Source organism: Plantibacter sp. MDV22-iso1 (assembly GCF_058408345.1).
In genome coordinates this window covers 1,623,829-1,642,049 of record NZ_JBZVDY010000001.1, presented here as the reverse complement: position 1 = coordinate 1,642,049, position 18,221 = coordinate 1,623,829, and the positions used below count along the sequence as shown (strand labels likewise).

At 72.1% G+C, this 18,221-nt stretch carries 11 protein-coding genes; 2 read left to right on the top strand and 9 right to left on the bottom strand.

The genetic code is table 11. The features are described 5' to 3' along the window. Positions 1-10 precede the first annotated feature (10 nt). The 8 genes from AC4PMY_RS07900 to AC4PMY_RS07865 are packed head-to-tail and all read right to left on the bottom strand — an operon-like array spanning position 11 to position 8,682. Positions 11-1,027, bottom strand: a complete 1,017-nt coding sequence (locus AC4PMY_RS07900) for a LacI family DNA-binding transcriptional regulator (RefSeq protein ID WP_064295998.1) — start codon at positions 1,025-1,027, stop codon at positions 11-13. Between the two features lie 35 nt (positions 1,028-1,062). After that, positions 1,063-1,896: an aldose epimerase family protein gene (locus AC4PMY_RS07895; protein ID WP_491622379.1), complete on the bottom strand. Its 834-nt coding sequence runs from the start codon at positions 1,894-1,896 to the stop codon at positions 1,063-1,065. Next, entirely contained in the window at positions 1,893-3,194 is a 1,302-nt protein-coding gene (locus tag AC4PMY_RS07890) for an apiosidase-like domain-containing protein (RefSeq protein ID WP_491622378.1), read from the bottom strand. Before AC4PMY_RS07890 ends, AC4PMY_RS07895 begins: the two co-directional genes overlap by 4 nt. 54 nt (positions 3,195-3,248) lie before the next feature. Next, positions 3,249-4,511 (bottom strand): enolase C-terminal domain-like protein, encoded by a 1,263-nt coding sequence (locus AC4PMY_RS07885; protein ID WP_491622377.1) that lies wholly within the window; start codon positions 4,509-4,511, stop codon positions 3,249-3,251. Beyond that, positions 4,508-5,398 carry an NAD-dependent epimerase/dehydratase family protein gene (locus tag AC4PMY_RS07880; protein WP_071261276.1) on the bottom strand — a complete coding sequence of 297 codons (891 nt, stop codon included), beginning with the start codon at positions 5,396-5,398 and terminating at the stop codon, positions 4,508-4,510. The genes AC4PMY_RS07885 and AC4PMY_RS07880 overlap by 4 nt, the downstream gene beginning before the upstream one ends. Beyond that, positions 5,395-6,333 (bottom strand): carbohydrate ABC transporter permease, encoded by a 939-nt coding sequence (locus AC4PMY_RS07875; RefSeq protein WP_064295933.1) that lies wholly within the window; start codon positions 6,331-6,333, stop codon positions 5,395-5,397. The genes AC4PMY_RS07880 and AC4PMY_RS07875 overlap by 4 nt, the downstream gene beginning before the upstream one ends. Then, on the bottom strand, positions 6,330-7,274 hold the full coding sequence (locus tag AC4PMY_RS07870) for a carbohydrate ABC transporter permease (protein ID WP_064295934.1): 945 nt from the start codon (positions 7,272-7,274) through the stop codon (positions 6,330-6,332). The genes AC4PMY_RS07875 and AC4PMY_RS07870 overlap by 4 nt, the downstream gene beginning before the upstream one ends. 49 nt (positions 7,275-7,323) lie before the next feature. Beyond that, complete coding sequence (locus AC4PMY_RS07865; protein ID WP_491622376.1) at positions 7,324-8,682, bottom strand: extracellular solute-binding protein; 1,359 nt, start codon at positions 8,680-8,682, stop codon at positions 7,324-7,326. A gap of 217 nt (positions 8,683-8,899) precedes the next feature. Here AC4PMY_RS07865 and AC4PMY_RS07860 point away from each other — a divergent pair, with 217 nt between their 5' ends. Beyond that, positions 8,900-12,355 (top strand): sugar-binding protein, encoded by a 3,456-nt coding sequence (locus AC4PMY_RS07860; protein WP_491622375.1) that lies wholly within the window; start codon positions 8,900-8,902, stop codon positions 12,353-12,355. Continuing rightward, positions 12,352-15,156 (top strand): alpha-L-rhamnosidase, encoded by a 2,805-nt coding sequence (locus AC4PMY_RS07855; RefSeq protein ID WP_491622374.1) that lies wholly within the window; start codon positions 12,352-12,354, stop codon positions 15,154-15,156. Before AC4PMY_RS07860 ends, AC4PMY_RS07855 begins: the two co-directional genes overlap by 4 nt. 159 nt (positions 15,157-15,315) lie before the next feature. On the opposite strand, the gene AC4PMY_RS07850 is transcribed toward AC4PMY_RS07855, so the two are convergent. Continuing rightward, entirely contained in the window at positions 15,316-18,195 is a 2,880-nt protein-coding gene (locus AC4PMY_RS07850) for a DUF2207 domain-containing protein (RefSeq protein WP_491622373.1), read from the bottom strand. Between the last annotated feature and the right edge of the window lie 26 nt (positions 18,196-18,221).

Sequence of the window (18,221 nt, the reverse complement as noted above, 5' to 3'; positions counted from 1 at the left end):
CGGACCGACCTCAGGCCGGGGACCCGGTCGACTCGCCCTCGATGAGCTCGCCGTCCACGAAGTGCACCCCCGGGACGTAGGTGCCACCGGCGATCGCATCGGCGAGATAGCCGGCCGCAGCACGGCCGACGTCGTGGAGGAGCGGGTCGATCGTCGTGAGGGTCCGGTCCCGTTGACCCATGAGGCCGGCGAGGTTGTCCATCCCGACCACGGCGATGTCCTCGGGCACCCGGCGACCGGCCTCCCGGAAGACCTCGATGGCGGCGAGTGCGATGGTGTCGTTCGCGCAGAACACCGCGTCGACGTCGTGTCCGGCCTCGATGAGTCGCTGTGCCGCCTGACGCCCCCAGGCCCGGGACCAGTCGCCGTGGAGCCCCGTCCCGCCGACCAGCTCGACCCCGGCCTCGTCCAGCGCGCGGTGCAGTCCCTCCGCCCGGTCGTGGGCGGAGCGGTCGTCGAGCGAGGCACCGATGTGCGCGATGCGACGGCGACCGAGGCCCAGCAGATGTCGTCCCGCGAGCTCGCCGGCCAGGCGGCCGTTGTGCAGGAACGAGGCATCCCCGGGATCGTCCGAGGCACCGTAGGCGTAGACGACGGGCACCGCGAACCCGTCGGTGACCGAACGCATCTCGGTCCCGCTGCCGTCGCCGATGACGAGGAGGCCGTCGACGTTGCGGGCGCGCAGCTTCCGGACGGTCGCGGCCATGAGGGAGCGGTCGAGACGGGAGTCGGACACGAGGACCGAGAGGTCGCGGGCGCCGAGGGTCGTCGTCGCGGCGGTGAGGACCGGCATCGTGAACGCGCCGGGGGCGTTGAGCGTCAGCACACCGATCGTCGCGCTGCGTCCCTGCGCGAGGAACTGGCCGAGGGCGTTCGGCTGGTAGTCCAGTCGCGCCGCGGCCTCGAGGATGCGCTCGCGCGTGGCGTCCGAGGCCTTGCCCTGACCGCGCAACACCTTCGATGCGGTCGAGACGGAGACCCCGGCGATGGCGGCCACATCCTGCAGGGAAATCGCTTTTCTAGACATCGCGGATCGATTGTACCGGGCGGCGATCCCGAGGCTCATCCGAGGCGGTCGACGTCGAGCTCGAACCGGGTCGAGCGCTCCTCGCCGACCGCGAGGCGCACCGAACCGACGCCGTCGGCCGGATCGCCGTACGGGTCGGATGCCGGCTCCAAACCGACGGCGTCACCGGCACCCCACCAGGGGAACCCGCGCTCGCCGCGACGCTCCTGCCAGACGAACACCCGGGGATGGACGGTGACGTCGAAACCGAGTCGCAGCCCGACGCCGCTGGAGCGTGACCGGAGTTCGACCGTCCCGGTCGTGACCGGCAGGTCCGCGAACGCGGAGCCCGGTGCCGACGCGAGACCGACCGCGCCGCCGTCGACGAGGAGCTCCGCGTCGTCGAACAGCTCGCCCGCGAAGGCGGGGTGTTCGACCCACATCAGGCGGGTCGCGTCCATCCCGACGTTGCGTAGCACGGTGTCGACCGTGACCCGGCCCTCGGTCACGGACACCGTCCTGACGACCCGGACGGGCACGGTGCGCAGCAGCACGTCGGCGACCACCGTGTCACCGTCCTGCCGCAGCGACCAGGTCCGCCAGGCGGCCTCGCCGTGGAAGGGCTGCTCGACGGGCGCCCGCGGATCGGGATCGCCCGCCGACGGCAGCAGCACGTGCCAGCCACCCGCGTAGTCACGGTGCCAGAGGGCGCTCGAGGAGGACATGCTCCACTCGGATCGGCCGGCGTCGGCCCACGGCGTCCGGTACAGCAGCTCCAGACCGGTCGCCTCGAGGAGGATCGAGTCGATCCGTGCGCCGAGGGCGGCGACCCGGATCCGGAGGCCGTGGGCTCGGATCGTCACGGACGCGGACTCGGTGGCCGAGGTCACGCTGCGGACGTCCCGTCCTGGAGGCGGATCACGAACAACGCGTCGCCCGGGAACTCGGGCTGCTCGAGGCGGATGCCGCCCGTGCCGTCCTCGCTCACGACCGCGCTCCACGTCGCGGCGTCCTGCCGGCGCGCGTCGAGGTCGTAGACGGCGATCGACGCCACCGAAGCAGGATCGAGTCGACACGTCAGCGCGAATGCCGACGGCGCGTACACGGCGACGAGGTCTTCGTCCACCCGGCCCGCCACGGCGCCCGAGGGTTCGGGGTCGAGGAGTGAGCCGTCCTCACGCAGTTCGGACAGCCCCTCGGCCTCGACGACCCGTCGGAGGAACCCGACGTCGTCCGCTCCGGGGAAGTCGAGTGCGACGGCGGCCGGGAACGGGACGCCGTGGACCGCCTCGGCCGTGAACGCGCTGCCGCGACGGTGCCACGACCACACGCCGTGCGCGCCGTAGCCGAGTCCGGCCGCAGCGCCTGCCACGACACCCGTCCAGCTCGCCCGCCGGACGTCCGCCCGCGAGTGCCTCGCGCGGCCGGCGAACCGACCGAGGCCTTCGTAGCAGGGTTCCAGATCGATGATCGGCCTCGTGACCGCGAGCCCGTCCACGTATCGGGTGAGGGTCTGCGGCAGGGTGTCCCAGTCCTCGTTGTGTCCGGACTGCAGGCCGTGCAGGTCGAGCAGCGGACCGTTCGCGAGGTCTTCCGGCATGCGGGCGGTCGGCGTGCTGTGCCAGGTGACGAGCGCCTCCGGTACCAGGCGGCGGACCTCGGACGCGGCGAGGCTGTAGCGGGCGATGGCCTCATCGGCGTCGAGGTCGTCGTCGCCAGACACGATCCAGATCGGTTCGAACCGTGCGAACCGCTCGACCGAGTCGCGCACGTGGTCGAGCGTCTGCTGCTCATCGAGCACCAGCTGAGGCGTGAGGCCCGCTCCCCAGGTCGCCGGGACGAAGTTGTTCCACAACAGGACCAGCATCGGCGTGAACCCGTGCTCGACCGCCTGCTCGAGGAGCCGGACCGCGCGCGGCCAGTAGCCGGGATCGCCCGCGGACAGGTCCAGACGCCCGTCGACGACGGCGTAGGGCGAACGGCCACCCTCGGACCGGTCGTGCTCGATCGGCAACACGCTGATGAGCAGGGCGGTGAAGCCCTGCCGACGCCGCAGGACGAGGTAGTCGGACCACTCCTCGTCCGTCGGACCGCCGAACGCGGCCCAGACGGTGTCTGCGAGGAGGAACGACGGCAGGCCGTCGCGCAGCAGGGCGCGACGGGAGGGGGAGACGGACCAACGGGGCATGGGGTGCGCTTTCGGAGGGTGACGGGCAGGCGGAGGAGGACGGGGCGTGGGCGGTCAGGGGGCGATGAGCCCGCCGTCCGGGGCGCGCACACCGGCCGCCCAGGCGTCGTGGCCGGAGACGCCCGCGGGATACCTGGCGGCTTCGCGCTCGTCCAGGTCCACGCCCCAGCCAGGTGCGTCGCTCGGGGTGAGCCAGCCGTCGACGATGTCGAGCATGCCCGGGAACACCTCGTGACAGGCCTCGGAATACCGGTGGCCCTCCTGAACGCCGAAGGCGGGGCTCGAGACGTCGAGGGCTACTGCGGCCGCCACGGCGAACGGCGACGCATCACCGGGGGAGTGCCAGGCGGTCCGGATGCCCTCGACGTCCGCGAGCGTGGCCAGTCGCCGACCGGCGCTGAGGCCGCCGATGTCGGAGAGGTGACAGCGGATGAAGTCGACGGAGTGGGTGCGGACGAGGCGAGCCGCGTCGGTGAACGACGTCGCCAGCTCGCCGACCGCGAGCGGCACGGGCGATGCGGCGGCCACCTCGGGCAGTCGGTCCCAGTGCTCCGGCGCCAGGACGTCCTCCACGAAGAACGGGCGGTACGGTTCCAGCGCACGGGTGAGGGCGATCGCCTGGCGCGGCGTCAGCCGGGAGTGCACGTCGTGCAGGAGTTCGACCTCGTCGCCCAGGAGCTCCCGCATGCGCTGGAAGAGACGCGGGGTCCGCCGGAGGTACTCCTCCACGCGCCACCCCTGCGGGTGTTTCGCCCAGGTGTAGGGGTCGGCGGCCGGCGGTGCTCCGTAGTGGCCGATCCCGGCCTGGCCCGTCTGCACCCGGATGTGCCGGAGGCCCTCGTCCCGCAGTTGCTCGGCGTGGGCCGCCGTGGCCTCGGGGTCGGCACCCTCGGCATGCAGGTACACATCGGCCGCAGCCCGGACCCTGCCACCGAGGAGCTCGTACACGGGCATCCCGGCCCGCTTGCCGGCGATGTCCCACAGGGCCATGTCGATCCCCGAGAGTGCGTTGTTGCCGACGGGCCCTTCGCGCCAGTACGCGGAGAAGCGGATCAACCGCCCGAGGTCCTCGATGTCTCCGGGGTACCGCCCGACGAGGAGCGGCCGGAGGTGGTCGAGGTAGGCGACGACGGCGCGCCAGCGCTGGGTGAAGGTCGCACAGCCGAGACCGTACAGCCCATCGTCGCTCGTGAGCACCTTCACCACGACGAGCGGGATGCCCTCGGGAGCGGTGACCACCGCGCGGACGTCGGTGATGCGCACGTCGTCCCGCGGGATCCACGGCTGGGCGAAGGTGGTCGGGGCGGCATCGGTCATCGGAGGTTCCTCACCGGGGTCTCGGGGTCGGGCTGCGCGACGGCGGTCCCGTCGTGCAGGGATTCGGTCGGGTGGAAGCCGAGGGCCCGCTCCGCGGTCGTCGTGTCGATCAGGGCTGCGGTGTCGGACACCGGCCGGATGATCGGGACACCGGGCGTGTAGCGATCGGCCAGCAGATGCGTCATGCCGCCGAGCAGCGTGTCCGCGGCGCTCAGGCCGGCGACCAGCACGCCCTCGGTCGACACCTCGAGGCCGCGCAGCACCGCGCGGGTGGCGTCACCCATCGTGAGGTAGGCCCAGCCCTCGCGCGCCATGGCCGCGGGGTCGCGCGCGACCTCCTCGGCGACGTCGCGCAGGACGGACGGCCATTTCACGAGCGGGAAGCGCAGGGCGACCACGTCGATGCCGTGGCGGCGGTGGGCGTAGGCGGCGGTCTGCTCGTCGACCGACTTGGAGAGCGAGTACGCGTCGGCGATGTCCGCGGGGGTGTGCTCGTCCAGCGGGAAGGACGGCGGCCACGTCCCGTGCGGGTTGTTGGGGTACCCGAGCGCGTTGATGCTGCTGGCGATGACCGCTCGCCGCACGCCGCGTCGACCGGCCTGTTCGAGCACGTTGAACGTGGAGTCGGTGTTCACCCGGAACACCTCGTACGGCGTCCCGAGCGAGGGGTGCGGGATGGCGGCGAAGTGGGCGACCGCGTCGACGCCGTCCAGTGCGGCGGCGACGTCGGCCACCGAGGTCGTGTCGCCGACGAACAGCCGGTCGGCGGGGTGTTCCGCGCCGAAGGCGAGCGACAGCGCGGAGACCTCGTAGCCTGCGCGGACCAGCGCGTGGCTGACGGCGCGGCCGATCTCGCCGTCGGCGCCGGTGACCAGGACGCGAGTCATCCCTTCACCCCGCCGGCCATGCTCGCACCGCGGAGGAACTGTCGCTGGAAGACCAGGAACAGCGCCACCGGGATGATGAGCGACAGGAACAGTGCCGCCATCTGGACGCTGAGTTCCGTCTGGGCCGCGAGTCGCGGCAGTGCCACCGACACCGGTTGGAGGTCGGGGTCCGGCAGCACGAGGAGCGGCCACAGGTAGTCCTTCCACGAGGCGACCACGGCGAGCAGTCCGACGACGCCCAGGATCGGACGGGACAGCGGCAGCACGATGCTCCACAGGATCCGCAGCGCGCCGGCTCCGTCGATCCGAGCCGCGTCGTAGAGGTCCGCGGGGATCGATTCGAGGAAGCGGGCGATGATCAGGACGTTGAACGCCGTGGCCGCAGCCGGCAGCCAGACCGCCCACGGCGTGTTCAGCAGGGAGATGCCGACGACCGGCAGCTCGCGGACCGTGAGGTACAGCGGAACGAGCGCGACGATGCCCGGGACGAACAGCGTGGCGAGGATGGCTGCCGAGAACAAGCGGCCCCATCGGGGCCGGAGCACCGTGATGACGAAGGCGGCGCTGGTGGAGACCACGAGGGTCGCGACGGTCGCTCCGAGGGCGAGCACCGCGGTGTTCCAGAGGTAGTGGCCGATCCGCCCGCGTTCCCAGGCGATGCCGATGTTCTCCCACTGCACGACGCCGCTGCTGAAGAACGCGAACGGCTCTCGGATGAGGTCCTGGGTCGGCGACACGGCGGCGAGGGCGAGCCACACGAGTGGACCGAGTCCCGCGACGACGAGGCCGAGGAGGACGACGACCTGTCCCAGGAGCAGTGAGACGCGGACGACGGGTCGACGGCGGTCGGTGTCGGAGATGTTCGACCGTCCGACGGCGTCGCGCTCGGGTCGGTCGGCGCGCTTGGCGCTGCGGGCTAGTGCGGGCGCACTCATGAGGCACTCCAACGGCGGGTGAGACGGGCGTAGACGAGGGCGAAGACCGCGAGGACTGCTGCGAGCAGGACGCTCAGGGCGGTCGCTGCGCCGTAGTCCACGCGCACGAAGGCGTAGTCGTAGATGGTCATCAGCAGGGTCCTGGTGGCACCGAGTGGTCCGCCGCCGGTGAAGAGGAAGGGCTCGGTGAAGATCTGCATCGTGCCGATCACCTGGAGGAGCAGCATCGTGCCGATGATGCCGCGCATCTGCGGCAGGGCGACGTGCCAGACGCGACGCCAGATGCCCGCGCCGTCGAGTTCGGCCGCCTCGTACAGTTCGGCCGGGATGCTCGAGAGGGCGGCGATGTAGATGATGACGGCGGTCCCGGCGCCGGCCCAGGTGGTCTCCAGGACGATCGACGGCATCGCGAGGGTCGGAGCGGTGAGCCACGGTACCGGCCCGATGCCGACGACGCCGAGGACCGCGTTGAAGACGCCGTCCTCGCTCGGTTCGTAGAAGAACTTCCAGAGCAGGATGGCGACGACCGGCGGCACCATGACGGGGAGGTAGGCCAGGGCGCTGAAGTACCAACGGTGGCCGCGCAACTCGGAGATGAACACGGCCAGGGCCAGCGGGACCGGGAAGCCGAAGAGGATCGCGAGACCGGTGTAGAGGAGGGTGTTGAGGGTCGCCTGCGGCAGGTTCGGATCGCTCAGCACGTAGCTGAAGTTCTCCATCCCGACCCAGGTGGACGTCTGCCCGGGCGTGATGTCCTGGACGCTCATCACGAGCGAGGAGAGGATCGGACCCCACGAGAAGTACAGGTAGACGAGGATCGCCGGCAGCGCGATGCCGAGGGCGACGAGACCTGGACGGGCGCGTCGCCATCGTCGTGTCGCCGCGGGCGTGCGCGCGGCCGATGACGGACCCGGCTGCGGTCGCTTGATGGTCTGGAACATGGGGTCCTCCTGGGACCGGGGTGGGCGCGTGGCCCACCCCGGAGGGTGGTCAGCGCGTCAGTCGGCCCTGGACGTCGGTGCTCGCCTGCGAGAGCAGGCTGTCGATGTCGGCGTTCCGGTCGGTCAGCACGGTTTGGATGACGGTGTCGAGCGCGCCGTAGACCTCCTGCGCGTTGTTGACCGGCTCGGCGACGACCGGGATCTCCGCCGAGGCGTCGAGGTAGGGCGTGAAGTTCGCCGACGGCACGTTGATGTAGTCGGCGATCCAGTCGAAGTAGGTGTCGTACGCCTCCTCGTTCACCACCGCGAGGCCGGGGAGGCCTGTGACGGATCCGGCCTCGTTCGAGGCCTTGGCGTCGGCGACGGCGGTGTCCTGGTCGAAGTAGCGCTGCAGGTAGAGGAAGCTGATCCACTTCACCGCGGCGGTGCGCTCGGCGTCGGTCGCGTTCGGGCCTACGATCTGGACACTGCCACCGGAGAGGGTGCCGTTCGATCCGCCGTCCTGCGGCATCCCACCGATGCCGAAGTCCTCGGCCGGGAGCTTGAGGTTCTGCACGACGCCGTAGTAGCGGTCGCTGGCTCCGATCATCATGCCGATCTTGCCCGCGGCGAAGTCCTGGCCCTGCGAGTCGGCGTCGTAGAGGGTGTTCGCGGGCAGGGTGCCGTCCTCGAACTGCATGGCCTGCAGGAGGGCGAGCGCGTCGGCGGAGGGCGTGTCGTCGAAGGTGGCCTTCGTGCCGTCCGCGTTCTCGACGGTCCCGCCGAAGGAGTAGGTCATGCCGGTGAACTGCCACCCGCCCGTGTTGGCGGTCGTGAGGACCGAGAAGCCGGCGGCACCGGTCTTCGCGGTGATCTGCTGCGCGGCCGTGCGGACCTCGTCCCAGGTGGTCGGCGGTGCGTCGGGGTCGAGTCCGGCCGCGGTGAACAGGGCGCGGTTGTACACGAGGCCGAACGAGTAGGCGTTCGTGGGGACGCCGTAGGCCTTGCCGTCCGCATCGGAGGCAAGCTTCAGGATCGCCGGGTTCAGCGAGTCGAGCAGGCCCTCGGACTCCAGGGTGTCGGTGAGGTCGGCGGCCTGGCCGCGCTTGATGAGCCCCTGCGGTTCGGTGAGGGGGACGCTCAGGACGTCCGGAAGGCTGCCGCCGGCCGCGAGGGCCTGGAAGGTCGTCGGGTCGTAGGCGGTCTCGACCGCCTTCACGTCGATGTCGGGGTTGGCCTCTTCGAACGCCGAGACGCGTTCGTCGAAGTACTTGCGGTCCTCGGGGCGGTCCGCCGACGGGCGGTCGCCGACCTCGATGGTGGTCTTGCCGTCGGCCGATTCCGACGATTGCGGCGAACAGCCCGCCGCTGCGACGGCGATGCCGCCGATCACCAGCACAGCCGCTGCTGCGCGGATGCGTCCAGTCATGTGAACTCCTTCGTTCGATGCTCGGGTGAGAGGAAAAGCGATTGCTCTACGGATGTCTAGCAGGTTCGACGGTGGTTCGTCAAAGCGGACTTCCACCACGATCTTGCTCAATCGCTGCTGCGAAGAGGTGCTTGACAGTGGGCCCGATGGTTCGGCAGGCTTCGTCAGGAAAACCGCTTTCCCCGTCGGACGGGGCACGCTCAACGAGGAGACAGTGATGACCGAACGAACACGACGCCCGTCGCAGCCGCGGCGGCTCGCGGCAGCAACGCTGGGGGTCCTCCTCGCGGTCGGCGCCCTGGCGCAACCGACCGCGGCGGTGGCGCAGGAGACGACGATCCCCGTCGAGGATCTCGTGGGCTGGTCGGGTGTCGCGTTCGACGGGACGTCGGTCGCGCCGAGTGCTCCGCGCATCGCCGCCGACGGCCACACGGGTGCGGGCGCCGTCGAGGTCCTCCTGGACACCGGAGCGCGCACGGTGGACGGCTGGGAGATGGCCGTCCGTTCGCTGGACGACGCTCCGCTGGACGCGGTGTCGTTCTGGGTCCGCGCGGAGAACGTGACCACCGTCGGTGTCCAGCTCGTGGACGCGACCGGGCAGACGCACCAGAGCTTCCTCCCGGTCCCCGCGTCCGACGGGTGGCAGGAGCTCACCCTGCAATCGCCCGTGACCGAGCCGAGTCACAGCGCCTGGGGCGGCGCTGGTGACGGGATATGGCACGGCCCGGCGCGGCAGGTCGGCTTCGTCGTCAACGGGTGGGCTCGGGCGGACACAGCCCAGCCGACCGCCCGCCTGCTCGTCGACGACCTCACCGTCCGGGCCGCGGACGCCCCCTCCGGGTTCGCCCTGACGCCGGGGACGCTCGGCAACCTGTTCACCGAGCGCGATCCGCTCGCCTTCCCCTACACGACCGGTGCCGACACGGTGCGCTGGACCGTCACGGACGGGGACGGACGCGTGGTCGACGAAGGCGAGGAGGACGCCGACGGTGCGCTGGAACTCACCGCACCCGGTCGCGGATGGTTCTCGCTGTCCGTCGAAGGCCTCGCCGCCGGCGAGTCGGTGGGTTCCGGCACCACGACGTTCGCGGTCCTCGCCGAGACCGACGTCGCCGCCACGGCGACCGGGCGGTACGGTGCAGCCACCCACTACGGCCAGGGCTGGGACCCGGCCTCGATGGGCGCCCTCGCGGTCGGCGGTGTCGCGCAGTTCCGCGACGAGGTGTACTGGAGCGAGGTCGAGACGACCCCAGGTGTCTACGACTGGTCGCGCCCGCGAGCCGAGTTCCTCGATGCTGCACGCGATTCCGGCGTCAAACCGCTCCTCCTCGCCGGCTACGGCAACCCGCTCTACGACGGTGGCAACGGACCGGTGAGTGACGAAGCCGTGTCCGCGTACGCCGCGTACGCGGCGGCGATGGCCGACGAGTTCGGCGACATGTCGACGGGCCTCGAGATCTGGAACGAGTGGGACCTCGGGCTCGGTGGCAACACCAACGTCGCCCCGGAGCACTACGTCGACCTCCTCGCCGCGGCGTCCCCCGCCGTGAAGGCGGTCGCCCCCGAGCTGCCGGTCATCGGTCCCGCGGTCGCGAACCTCAACACCGACTGGCTCGAACAGACGTTCCGTCTCGGAGCGCTGCAATACCTGGACGGCATCGTCCTGCACCCCTACAGCTACCCGGTCGGGGCCGAGGCGCTCGACGAGACCCTCAGCCGTGTCGACGCGCTGGTCCGGCAGTACAACGGCGGCGAGTCCATCCCCCTGTGGGTGACCGAGCTCGGCTGGCCGACCGGCACGAACGCCCGAGCCGTCTCCGAGTCGTCGCAGGCGGCCGACATCGCCAAGTCGGCGGTCATCATGGCTATGCACGACGTGCAGCGGACCTTCATCTACGACCTCGTCAACGACGGTGTGGACGCGCAGGAGACCGAGGAGAACTTCGGCCTGCTGCACCACCCGCAGGACCCGCTGGGCGCGTTCACCCCGAAGCCGGCGTTCGTCTCCTACTCCACGGCGGCCGGGCTGCTACTGGACGCGACGGCCACGGGACGGGACACCTCCGTCGCCGATCTCTGGAACGTCTCCTTCGACACGCCCGACGGGCCACTGCATGCGCTCTGGTCGACCTCGGACCGGGCGGTCACCCTCGAGTTGCGCGGGGAGGTCGTGATCACGGACCTGTACGGCGCGTCGCGCACCGTCGCGGCCGGCGACGGCACGAGCATCCTGCTCGAACTGGGGGAGGGCCCGGTGTACGTCCAGGGCGAGGTGGCCGGTGTGACCGCTTCGGAGACCGCGCTGACGCTCGACCCCGCCTACCTGGGGCAGGCGGTCACCGCGAGGTGGACCATGGACAACCGGGCGGGTACCACCGACCGTACCGTCGTGCTCGGCTTCGACGACGGCCAGGAGGCGTCGCAGACGGTCGCCGCCGGGACCACCGGAAGCGTCGTCGTCGAGCTGCCACCGGCGAGCGCGCTCGGAGAGCTGCTCGTCGAGGCCACCCTCCTCGAGGACGACGTCGAGCTCGGGCGCCTCACAGCACGCACCACCGTCGGGGAACCCGTCACGCTCGTCGGCGATCAGGTCGCCCTGGCCGACGGCAGCGCACTCCGCCTGACCGTGGACAACGCCTCGGGCGAGCCGGTCACGATCGACCGACTGACCGTCGACCTCGGCGGTTCCACGCAGACGTTCCTCGACGGGGTGACGGTCGCGGCACACGAGTCGGCGACCGCCGATCTCCCGCTCGCCGGTCTCGCCGGTCGCACGGACTGGAGCGCCGTGGCGCTCGTGGGCGGGCGCGAACTGACGGCGTCGGGTGTCGTCGTGCCCCTCGACCTCGGAACCGCGGTCGACGCCGCGCATCGGACGATCGAGGTGGACGGCGTGCTCGACGACCTCGACGACCTCACGCCGATCGTCCCGGCGGCCACCGGACGTGCCGCTGACGACCAGTCCGCGCGGGCCTGGTACACCTGGGACGAGGACGACCTCTTCCTGTCGGTCGAGGTGACCGACGACGTCCACGACCAGCCGGCGGCCGGCGCGAACATCTGGCAGGGCGACTCGGTGCAGTTCACCGTCGCAGCGGGTGCCCCGGGATCGGCCACCGGATGGCATGAACTCGGGATTGCGCTGACCCCGGCCGGGCCCCAGCTGTACCGGTGGCTCGCGGTGGGCGAGGGTCCCGGGACGGTCGCGGGAGCGCGGGTCGCCGTCGAACGGGACGACGCCGCCGCGACGACCGTGTACGAGGTGGCGGTGCCCTGGGTGCGGCTCACCGGTGTCCGTCCGGACGCGGCACTGCTGAGCAGTGCCTTCATCGTGAACGAGGCCGACGGAGAGGGGCGCGACGGGTACCTCGCTTGGGGCGGTGGCATCGCGGCCGAGAAGGACTCCGCGCAGTTCCTGCCCGTGCGGCTCCTGCCGGCGGCCGGTACCGGTGGTGGCACGGATCCGGGCACCGAGCCCGGGACGGGCACGGGTACCGGCACCTCGGGTGGCTTGGACGGAGGAGCCGCGTCGACGGCCCAGTCCGGGACGCGCGGTCTCGCCGGCACCGGAGTCGACGGCACGGCGATACTCGCGATGCTCGGACTCGGGGCGCTCGCCGCCGGGGCGCTCGTCGTCGCGCGTGGCCGACGCGCGAGTGGCCACCGACCGTGACCGACGGCACGCCTCGCCGTCCCGTCGTCACCGGCCTGCGGGTCGGTCGACGGCGGGACGTCGCCGTCGCCGCGGTCCCCGATCCGTCTGTCTCGTGGACGGTGGAGGCCGAGCCCGGTTGGGTCGGCGCCCGCGCCGTCGTACGACTCGACGGTGTCGAGGAGCGCGAGCTCGGCCCCCACGGGGTGCTCGAGCGCTGGCCGTTCGCACCGCTGGCGCCCGGTTCGGAGCATCGGCTCGATGTCCGTGTCGACGGCGTCGACGGCACCGCGTCGGAGTGGAGTCCGCCGCTCCGCTTCGTCACCCGTTTCCTCGACGCGCCCTGGTCCGAGCCGTTCCTCGCCCACCCCGCCCCGACGCGGGAGGCCGGGCCGTTCGTCCTGCGGCGGGTCGTGACCGTCCCCGCCGACCTCGTGTCGGCGACGCTGTGGAGCACCTCGCACGGCGTCCACCAGGTCTCCATCAACGGCGTCGACGTCGACGACCATGTCCTCAAGCCCGGTTGGACGAGCTACCGGGATCGGCTCACGGTCACGGGAACCGAGGTCGGCGCGCTGCTCACCCCGGGGGCGGAGGACGTCGTGACCGTCCGGGTCGCCGGCGGCTGGTTCACCGAGCGCTACGGCTTCGGCGAGACCGCTCGCCGACACTACGGGGAGCAGCCGGCGGTCTCCCTCCGACTCGAGCTGCGATGCGCGGACGGCCGGATGGTCCGGGTGGGAGGTGACGGCGCGTGGCTCGTCGACCCTGCGCCCGCCCTCGTCCAGAGCGGGCTCTACGCCGGGGAGACCTGGGATCTCCGTCTGGAGGTCGACGGTCGGGGTGACGGGTCCGAGCCGTGGCTCGCCGCGGCGGTGCACCCGTTCCCCGCCGACGTCCAGGTGCAGGCCGCCGACGTCGAGCCGGTGCGCGTCGTCGACGAACGAGCTCCCGTGGCCGTGTGGCCGAACCCCGACGGCACGGGGACGATCATCGACTTCGGTCAGAACCTGGTCGGTCGGCTCCGGCTCCGCCTGGACGCACCGGCGGGGACCGAGGTGATCCTCCGGCACGCCGAACTGCTCCAGGACGGTGAGCTGTACACCCGGTCGTTGCGTGCCGCGTCGGCGACCGACCGGTTCGTCGCCGACGGCCGAGGCCCGCGCTGGGTCGAGCCGGAGTTCACCTTCCACGGCTTCCGCTATGCGGAGGTGCGTGGCGTGCCTGAGTCGGTCGGAGCCGACGACGTCCGCGCCGTCGTCCTGCAGTCCGCGCTGCGCCGCACCGGGTGGTTCTCGTCCTCCGACCCGACGCTCGACCGCCTCCACGAGAACGTCGTGTGGAGCGTCCGCGGCAACACGCTCGCGATCCCGACCGATTGCCCGCAGCGGGACGAGCGGCTCGGCTGGACGGGCGACGCGCAGGTCTTCTCGGCAGCCGCGGCGTCGCTGTTCGACGTCGACGCCTGCTTCGCGTCCTGGCTCGACGATCTCGCCCTGGAACAGCGTGCGGCCGGCGGGGTCGTCCCGACCGTCGTGCCGAACCCGCTCGGCTCGTTCAGCGAGGTCGCCGCAGCGGGCTGGGGTGACGCGGTGACCATGGTGCCGGACGTACTCCGCGACCGGTACGGCGATCTGGCGGTGGTGCGCCGCCACGCCGCATCCATGCTCGCCTGGGTCGAGGCGTGCGCCGAGCGCGCCGACCCCTCCGGGCTGTGGGAGCGGGGCTTCCAGTACGGCGACTGGCTGGACCCGACGGTGAGCCGTCCGGACAAGGCGCGTACGGATCCCGGCCTCGTCGCCACCGCGTTCCACGTCCATTCCGCGCGCCTCGCGGGAGCCGCGCTCGAGGAGGCCGGGGACCACCGTGGCGCGGAACGGGCGCGGGCACTCGCCGAGCAGACGAGCCGGGCCTTCCGCGACGCCTATCTCACCCCCGCCGGCCGGCTGATGTCCGACACCCCGACCGCCTACGCCCTCGTCCTGGCGTTCGACCTGGCCCCGGTAGGGCGCCGGACCGTCCTCGCCGAACGACTCGCCGCCCTGCTCCGTGCCGGCGGACACCACCTCGCCACCGGGTTCCTCGGGACGCCGTTCGTGCTCGACGCGCTCCTCGACCACGGCCAGGAACGGGCCGCCGAGCGCCTGCTGTTCCAGACCGCCTGCCCGTCGTGGCTGTATCCGGTGACCCAGGGCGCGACGACGGTGTGGGAACGGCCCGACGCCATCCGGCCGGACGGTTCGGTGCATCCCTCCGGGATGGTGTCCCTCAACCACTGCGCGTTCGGTGCCGTGGCCGACGTGCTGCACCGCCGTATCGGGGGCCTCGCGCCCGCCGCACCCGGGTACCGGCGGATCCTCGTGCGACCGTGGTTCCCGGAAGCCCTCCGGCACGCGTCCGTCGTGCACGAGACCCCGTTCGGCCGCGCGGCGGTCGCCTGGGAACGCGTGCCGGACGGTGTGACGGTGTGCGCGACGGTCCCGACCGGGAGCAGCGCCGAGGTCCGCCTTCCCGACCGGCCCGTGTTCGAGGTCGCCTCAGGGACGCATCGATGGACCGTCCTGCTCCCGACCGGCGAACGGCCCGTCGCCCTGGGGGTCGACGACGACCTGGCGCGACTCATCGACCACCGCGGCGTGGGCGCGCTCGTCTCGGCGGTCCTGCGGGAGGCCGAGCCGGCGCTCGCCGAGGAGTTCGACGCCTACATCCGCTGGGTGCCGGGACGGACGCTGCGTGCCGAGCTCGCGGCGGTCGCGGCGCCCCCGGAGGTGGTCGCGCGCATCGACGAGGGACTCTCCTCCCTCGCCGTGCCCCCGCGCTGAGTCCCCGTGCCTTCGGCCAGCGCGGTGCGCTGGCGTGAGCGCGGGTGTGTGGGCGTGGGCGCGGGTCGTGTGCGTGAGCGCGGGTCTCCGGAGGGGCGCGCTCGCGCGTGTGGGGCGCGGTGGCGTCAGCGCACCGCGCTGGCGTCAGGGGAGAGGGGGTCAGCGGCGGCTTCGGAATCGTCGGGCGACGAACCAGCAGACGAGCATCGACAGGACACCCGCGCCGAGCGCAGCGAGGAGGAGCCCACCGAACGGGTCGTCGGCGGGGATGCCGTTCAACATCCAGACGCCAACCACCAGGGCGGCGATCATGGCGGACGGGGCCAGCCAGCGCACAGCGTCACGCGCCGCCCCAGGCTCGCCCTCGATACCTCGACCGCGGCGTCGCACCGCCCCGGCCACGCCCAGCACAGCACCGATGACCGCGATCGCCGACAGGGTGATCGCCGCGAGCGCCGGCCACAGCACCGCCAGCCGAGCGGACATCGGTGCTCCAGCATCGACGCCCGCAACCGTCCCGAAGGGGAGGTCGAGGACCACGCCGAGGTCGTCACTCCGGACGTCGAGCGGCCATCGACCGTCGCTGTCAGGCTCGAGCTCGACGGTCGCCGTCGCCCGGCCGGTGTCACCCGGGTCAGCCGACGGCAGCCACCTCCCGGCATCCGCGGGGGTCCACCCGGCGTCGACGGCGTCGTCGAGGAGCTCGCGGTCGGCGCTGAAGGACAGTCGGAACGGGCCTTGCTGCACGTCCTCGTCCCAGGCGACGCCGCTCGTCCAGCCGTCGAGGAGCGCGACCCAGCTGACCCGGTCGACGTCCTGGCCGTCGACGGTCGCGACGACGGCCGGCCTCGTGGACGTCGTCTCGATCACGACGTCGTGCAGACCGGTGCGCACGTCCTCGAAGGTCGTCCGGAGCAGCAGCCGCCCGTCCTCGAGTTCCGTCGTGAACGGCGCGTCCTCGCCGTCGATCGTCACGCCGTCGACCGTGAGGCCCAGGTCCTGACCGTCGACGACCGCGGGCCACTCGCGCACCACCTGACCGGGCACCGCACCCTCGTCGGAGAAGTCCACGCCGAGGCGTTCGGTGACGCGCAGTCGCGCTCCGTCGCCGTCGGTCCTCGTGAGCTCCGCGTCGAGGTCGGCTGTCGCGATCGTCGTGAGGGTCGATCCGGGGATGTCACCCGTGTAGGAACGGGGTGTCTCGGGCTCCAGGGACGGAGCCGGGAGGACGCTCACCGCGACGATCGCGCCGACGACGAGGAGCACGGCGAGCACCCGGACGGCGATCCGCGGACCGGTCAGGAAGCCCGCTGTCGACCCGTCGGCGCGCGATGCGCGATCGGCCGCGGCCGCCGGCATCGTGACCTCCGGCGCGATCAGGGCCGCCACCCGCCGGCCGGTCGCCCGGGGCGGGGCGCCGAGCACGGCGTAGGGCAGGAGCCTGTCGCGCAGGCTGGCGCGATCGAGCAGCTGCGTCCGCTCGGCGAACACGCGAATGCCGAGCAGGTGCTGCTTGAGGAGCGCCCCCTTGCGGGTGAGCGGCCGGGCGGTCAGGGCGATCGCGAGCACGATGACGGCGAAGACGGTCGAGAGGACGACGAAGGCGAGCGGCCACCACACCACTGCGAGCACGGCCTGGTGGGAGAGCTGCCGGACGATGCCCCACTGGAGGATGGTCAGCGCGATCGGTGCGGCGATGAACCAGTCGCGGACGAAGCCCGTCGGCACACGACGCAGGCCGTCGCGCACCTGCCCGGCGCGTTCCGGCCCGGCCAGGTACCGACGCAGGGCCCGGGGTCGGTCGCCCAGCCGGCCGGACCGCTTGGCGGCGCCCGCCGCCGCGACGAGACGCGCCTGTCGCTTCGCCTGCTGCTTCGTGCCGCTGATCGCGGCGTCCTTGAGCCGTTCGGCGAGCTCCATCGTCGCCGGCGATCGGAGGAGGTGCGCCGCGGTGCGGGGCGAGATGCCGTCCGGCGGTTCCGACTGCGCGAGGTACCACGGACGTCCCCGGGCATCACCCCACGCGACCGCACGGGCCGCGAACGACAGCAGAAGCGTCGCCGCGAGGACGAGCATCGGCAGGACGGGTCCGAAGGTCTGGACCCAGAAGATCCAGGACTGCGGCGGCATCGTGATCGAGCCCGCCGCGAACGGCATGGTGAAGCGCGCCTGCGCATGCGGCGGGGCCGCGTCGTCGCTCGTGAAGGCGTAGGCCACCTCGCCGGGTGGGGCGTCCGGCTCCGGGGTCAGCCACTGCCCGGCGCCCACGAGGGTCCACGCGAGCGAGCCTCGGGGCTGCCGGACGAGACGGTCGTCGAGTTCCTGCGGGATGGTCACCCGGACGTCGAGCTTCGCCACGGCCTGCTGCAGATCGGGGCCGAACACGTCCCAGCGAAGGAGGTCGACCGGTCGCCCGGTCGCCGGATCGGTGTCGACGTACGCGAGATCGGAGAGCTGGTACCGGATGACGAGTTCGTGATCGCCCGTGAGCTGCTCGCCGGGGTCGACGACGAGGCGAAGGAAGACCGCGGCGCGTTCCCTGCGAACGTCCTGCTCCACGCCGTCCAGCGTCACCGAGATCATGGACGGGTCGAGGGCGTGCCCTTGGTACTCGGTGGCGAGCACCCGCTCGATGGTGCGGTCGTCGAGGTCCGTCGGGAAGAACGCATCGATGCGCTCCTCGACGTCGGTGACGAGTCGGCCGTCCTCACCGGTGGTCACGCGGTAGTCGGCCGCGAAGGAACGGGCGATCCACGTGTCGGTGACGTCGGACGCCTCCTCGGTGAGGTCGTCGAGGGTGAGGGGAGGGTTGATGACCGGGCCGACCAGGAGGATGAGCCCGCCGATGGCGACGAGCCCCCAGAGCTGCCGCAGGCCCCTGCGGAGGCGGGAGCCGCCACGTGACTGCAACCACCGCTCGACCCGCAGCAGCCAGGCGGACAGGACGGTCCACAACGGCGTGTGCCGTGGTGTGGGGTCCGGGATGCGGAGGTCGGGTTCGTCGAGGGCCGACTCGCTCACGCTGTCAGATCCCCGCACCCGTCGAGTGTACGGGGCGGGGCCGC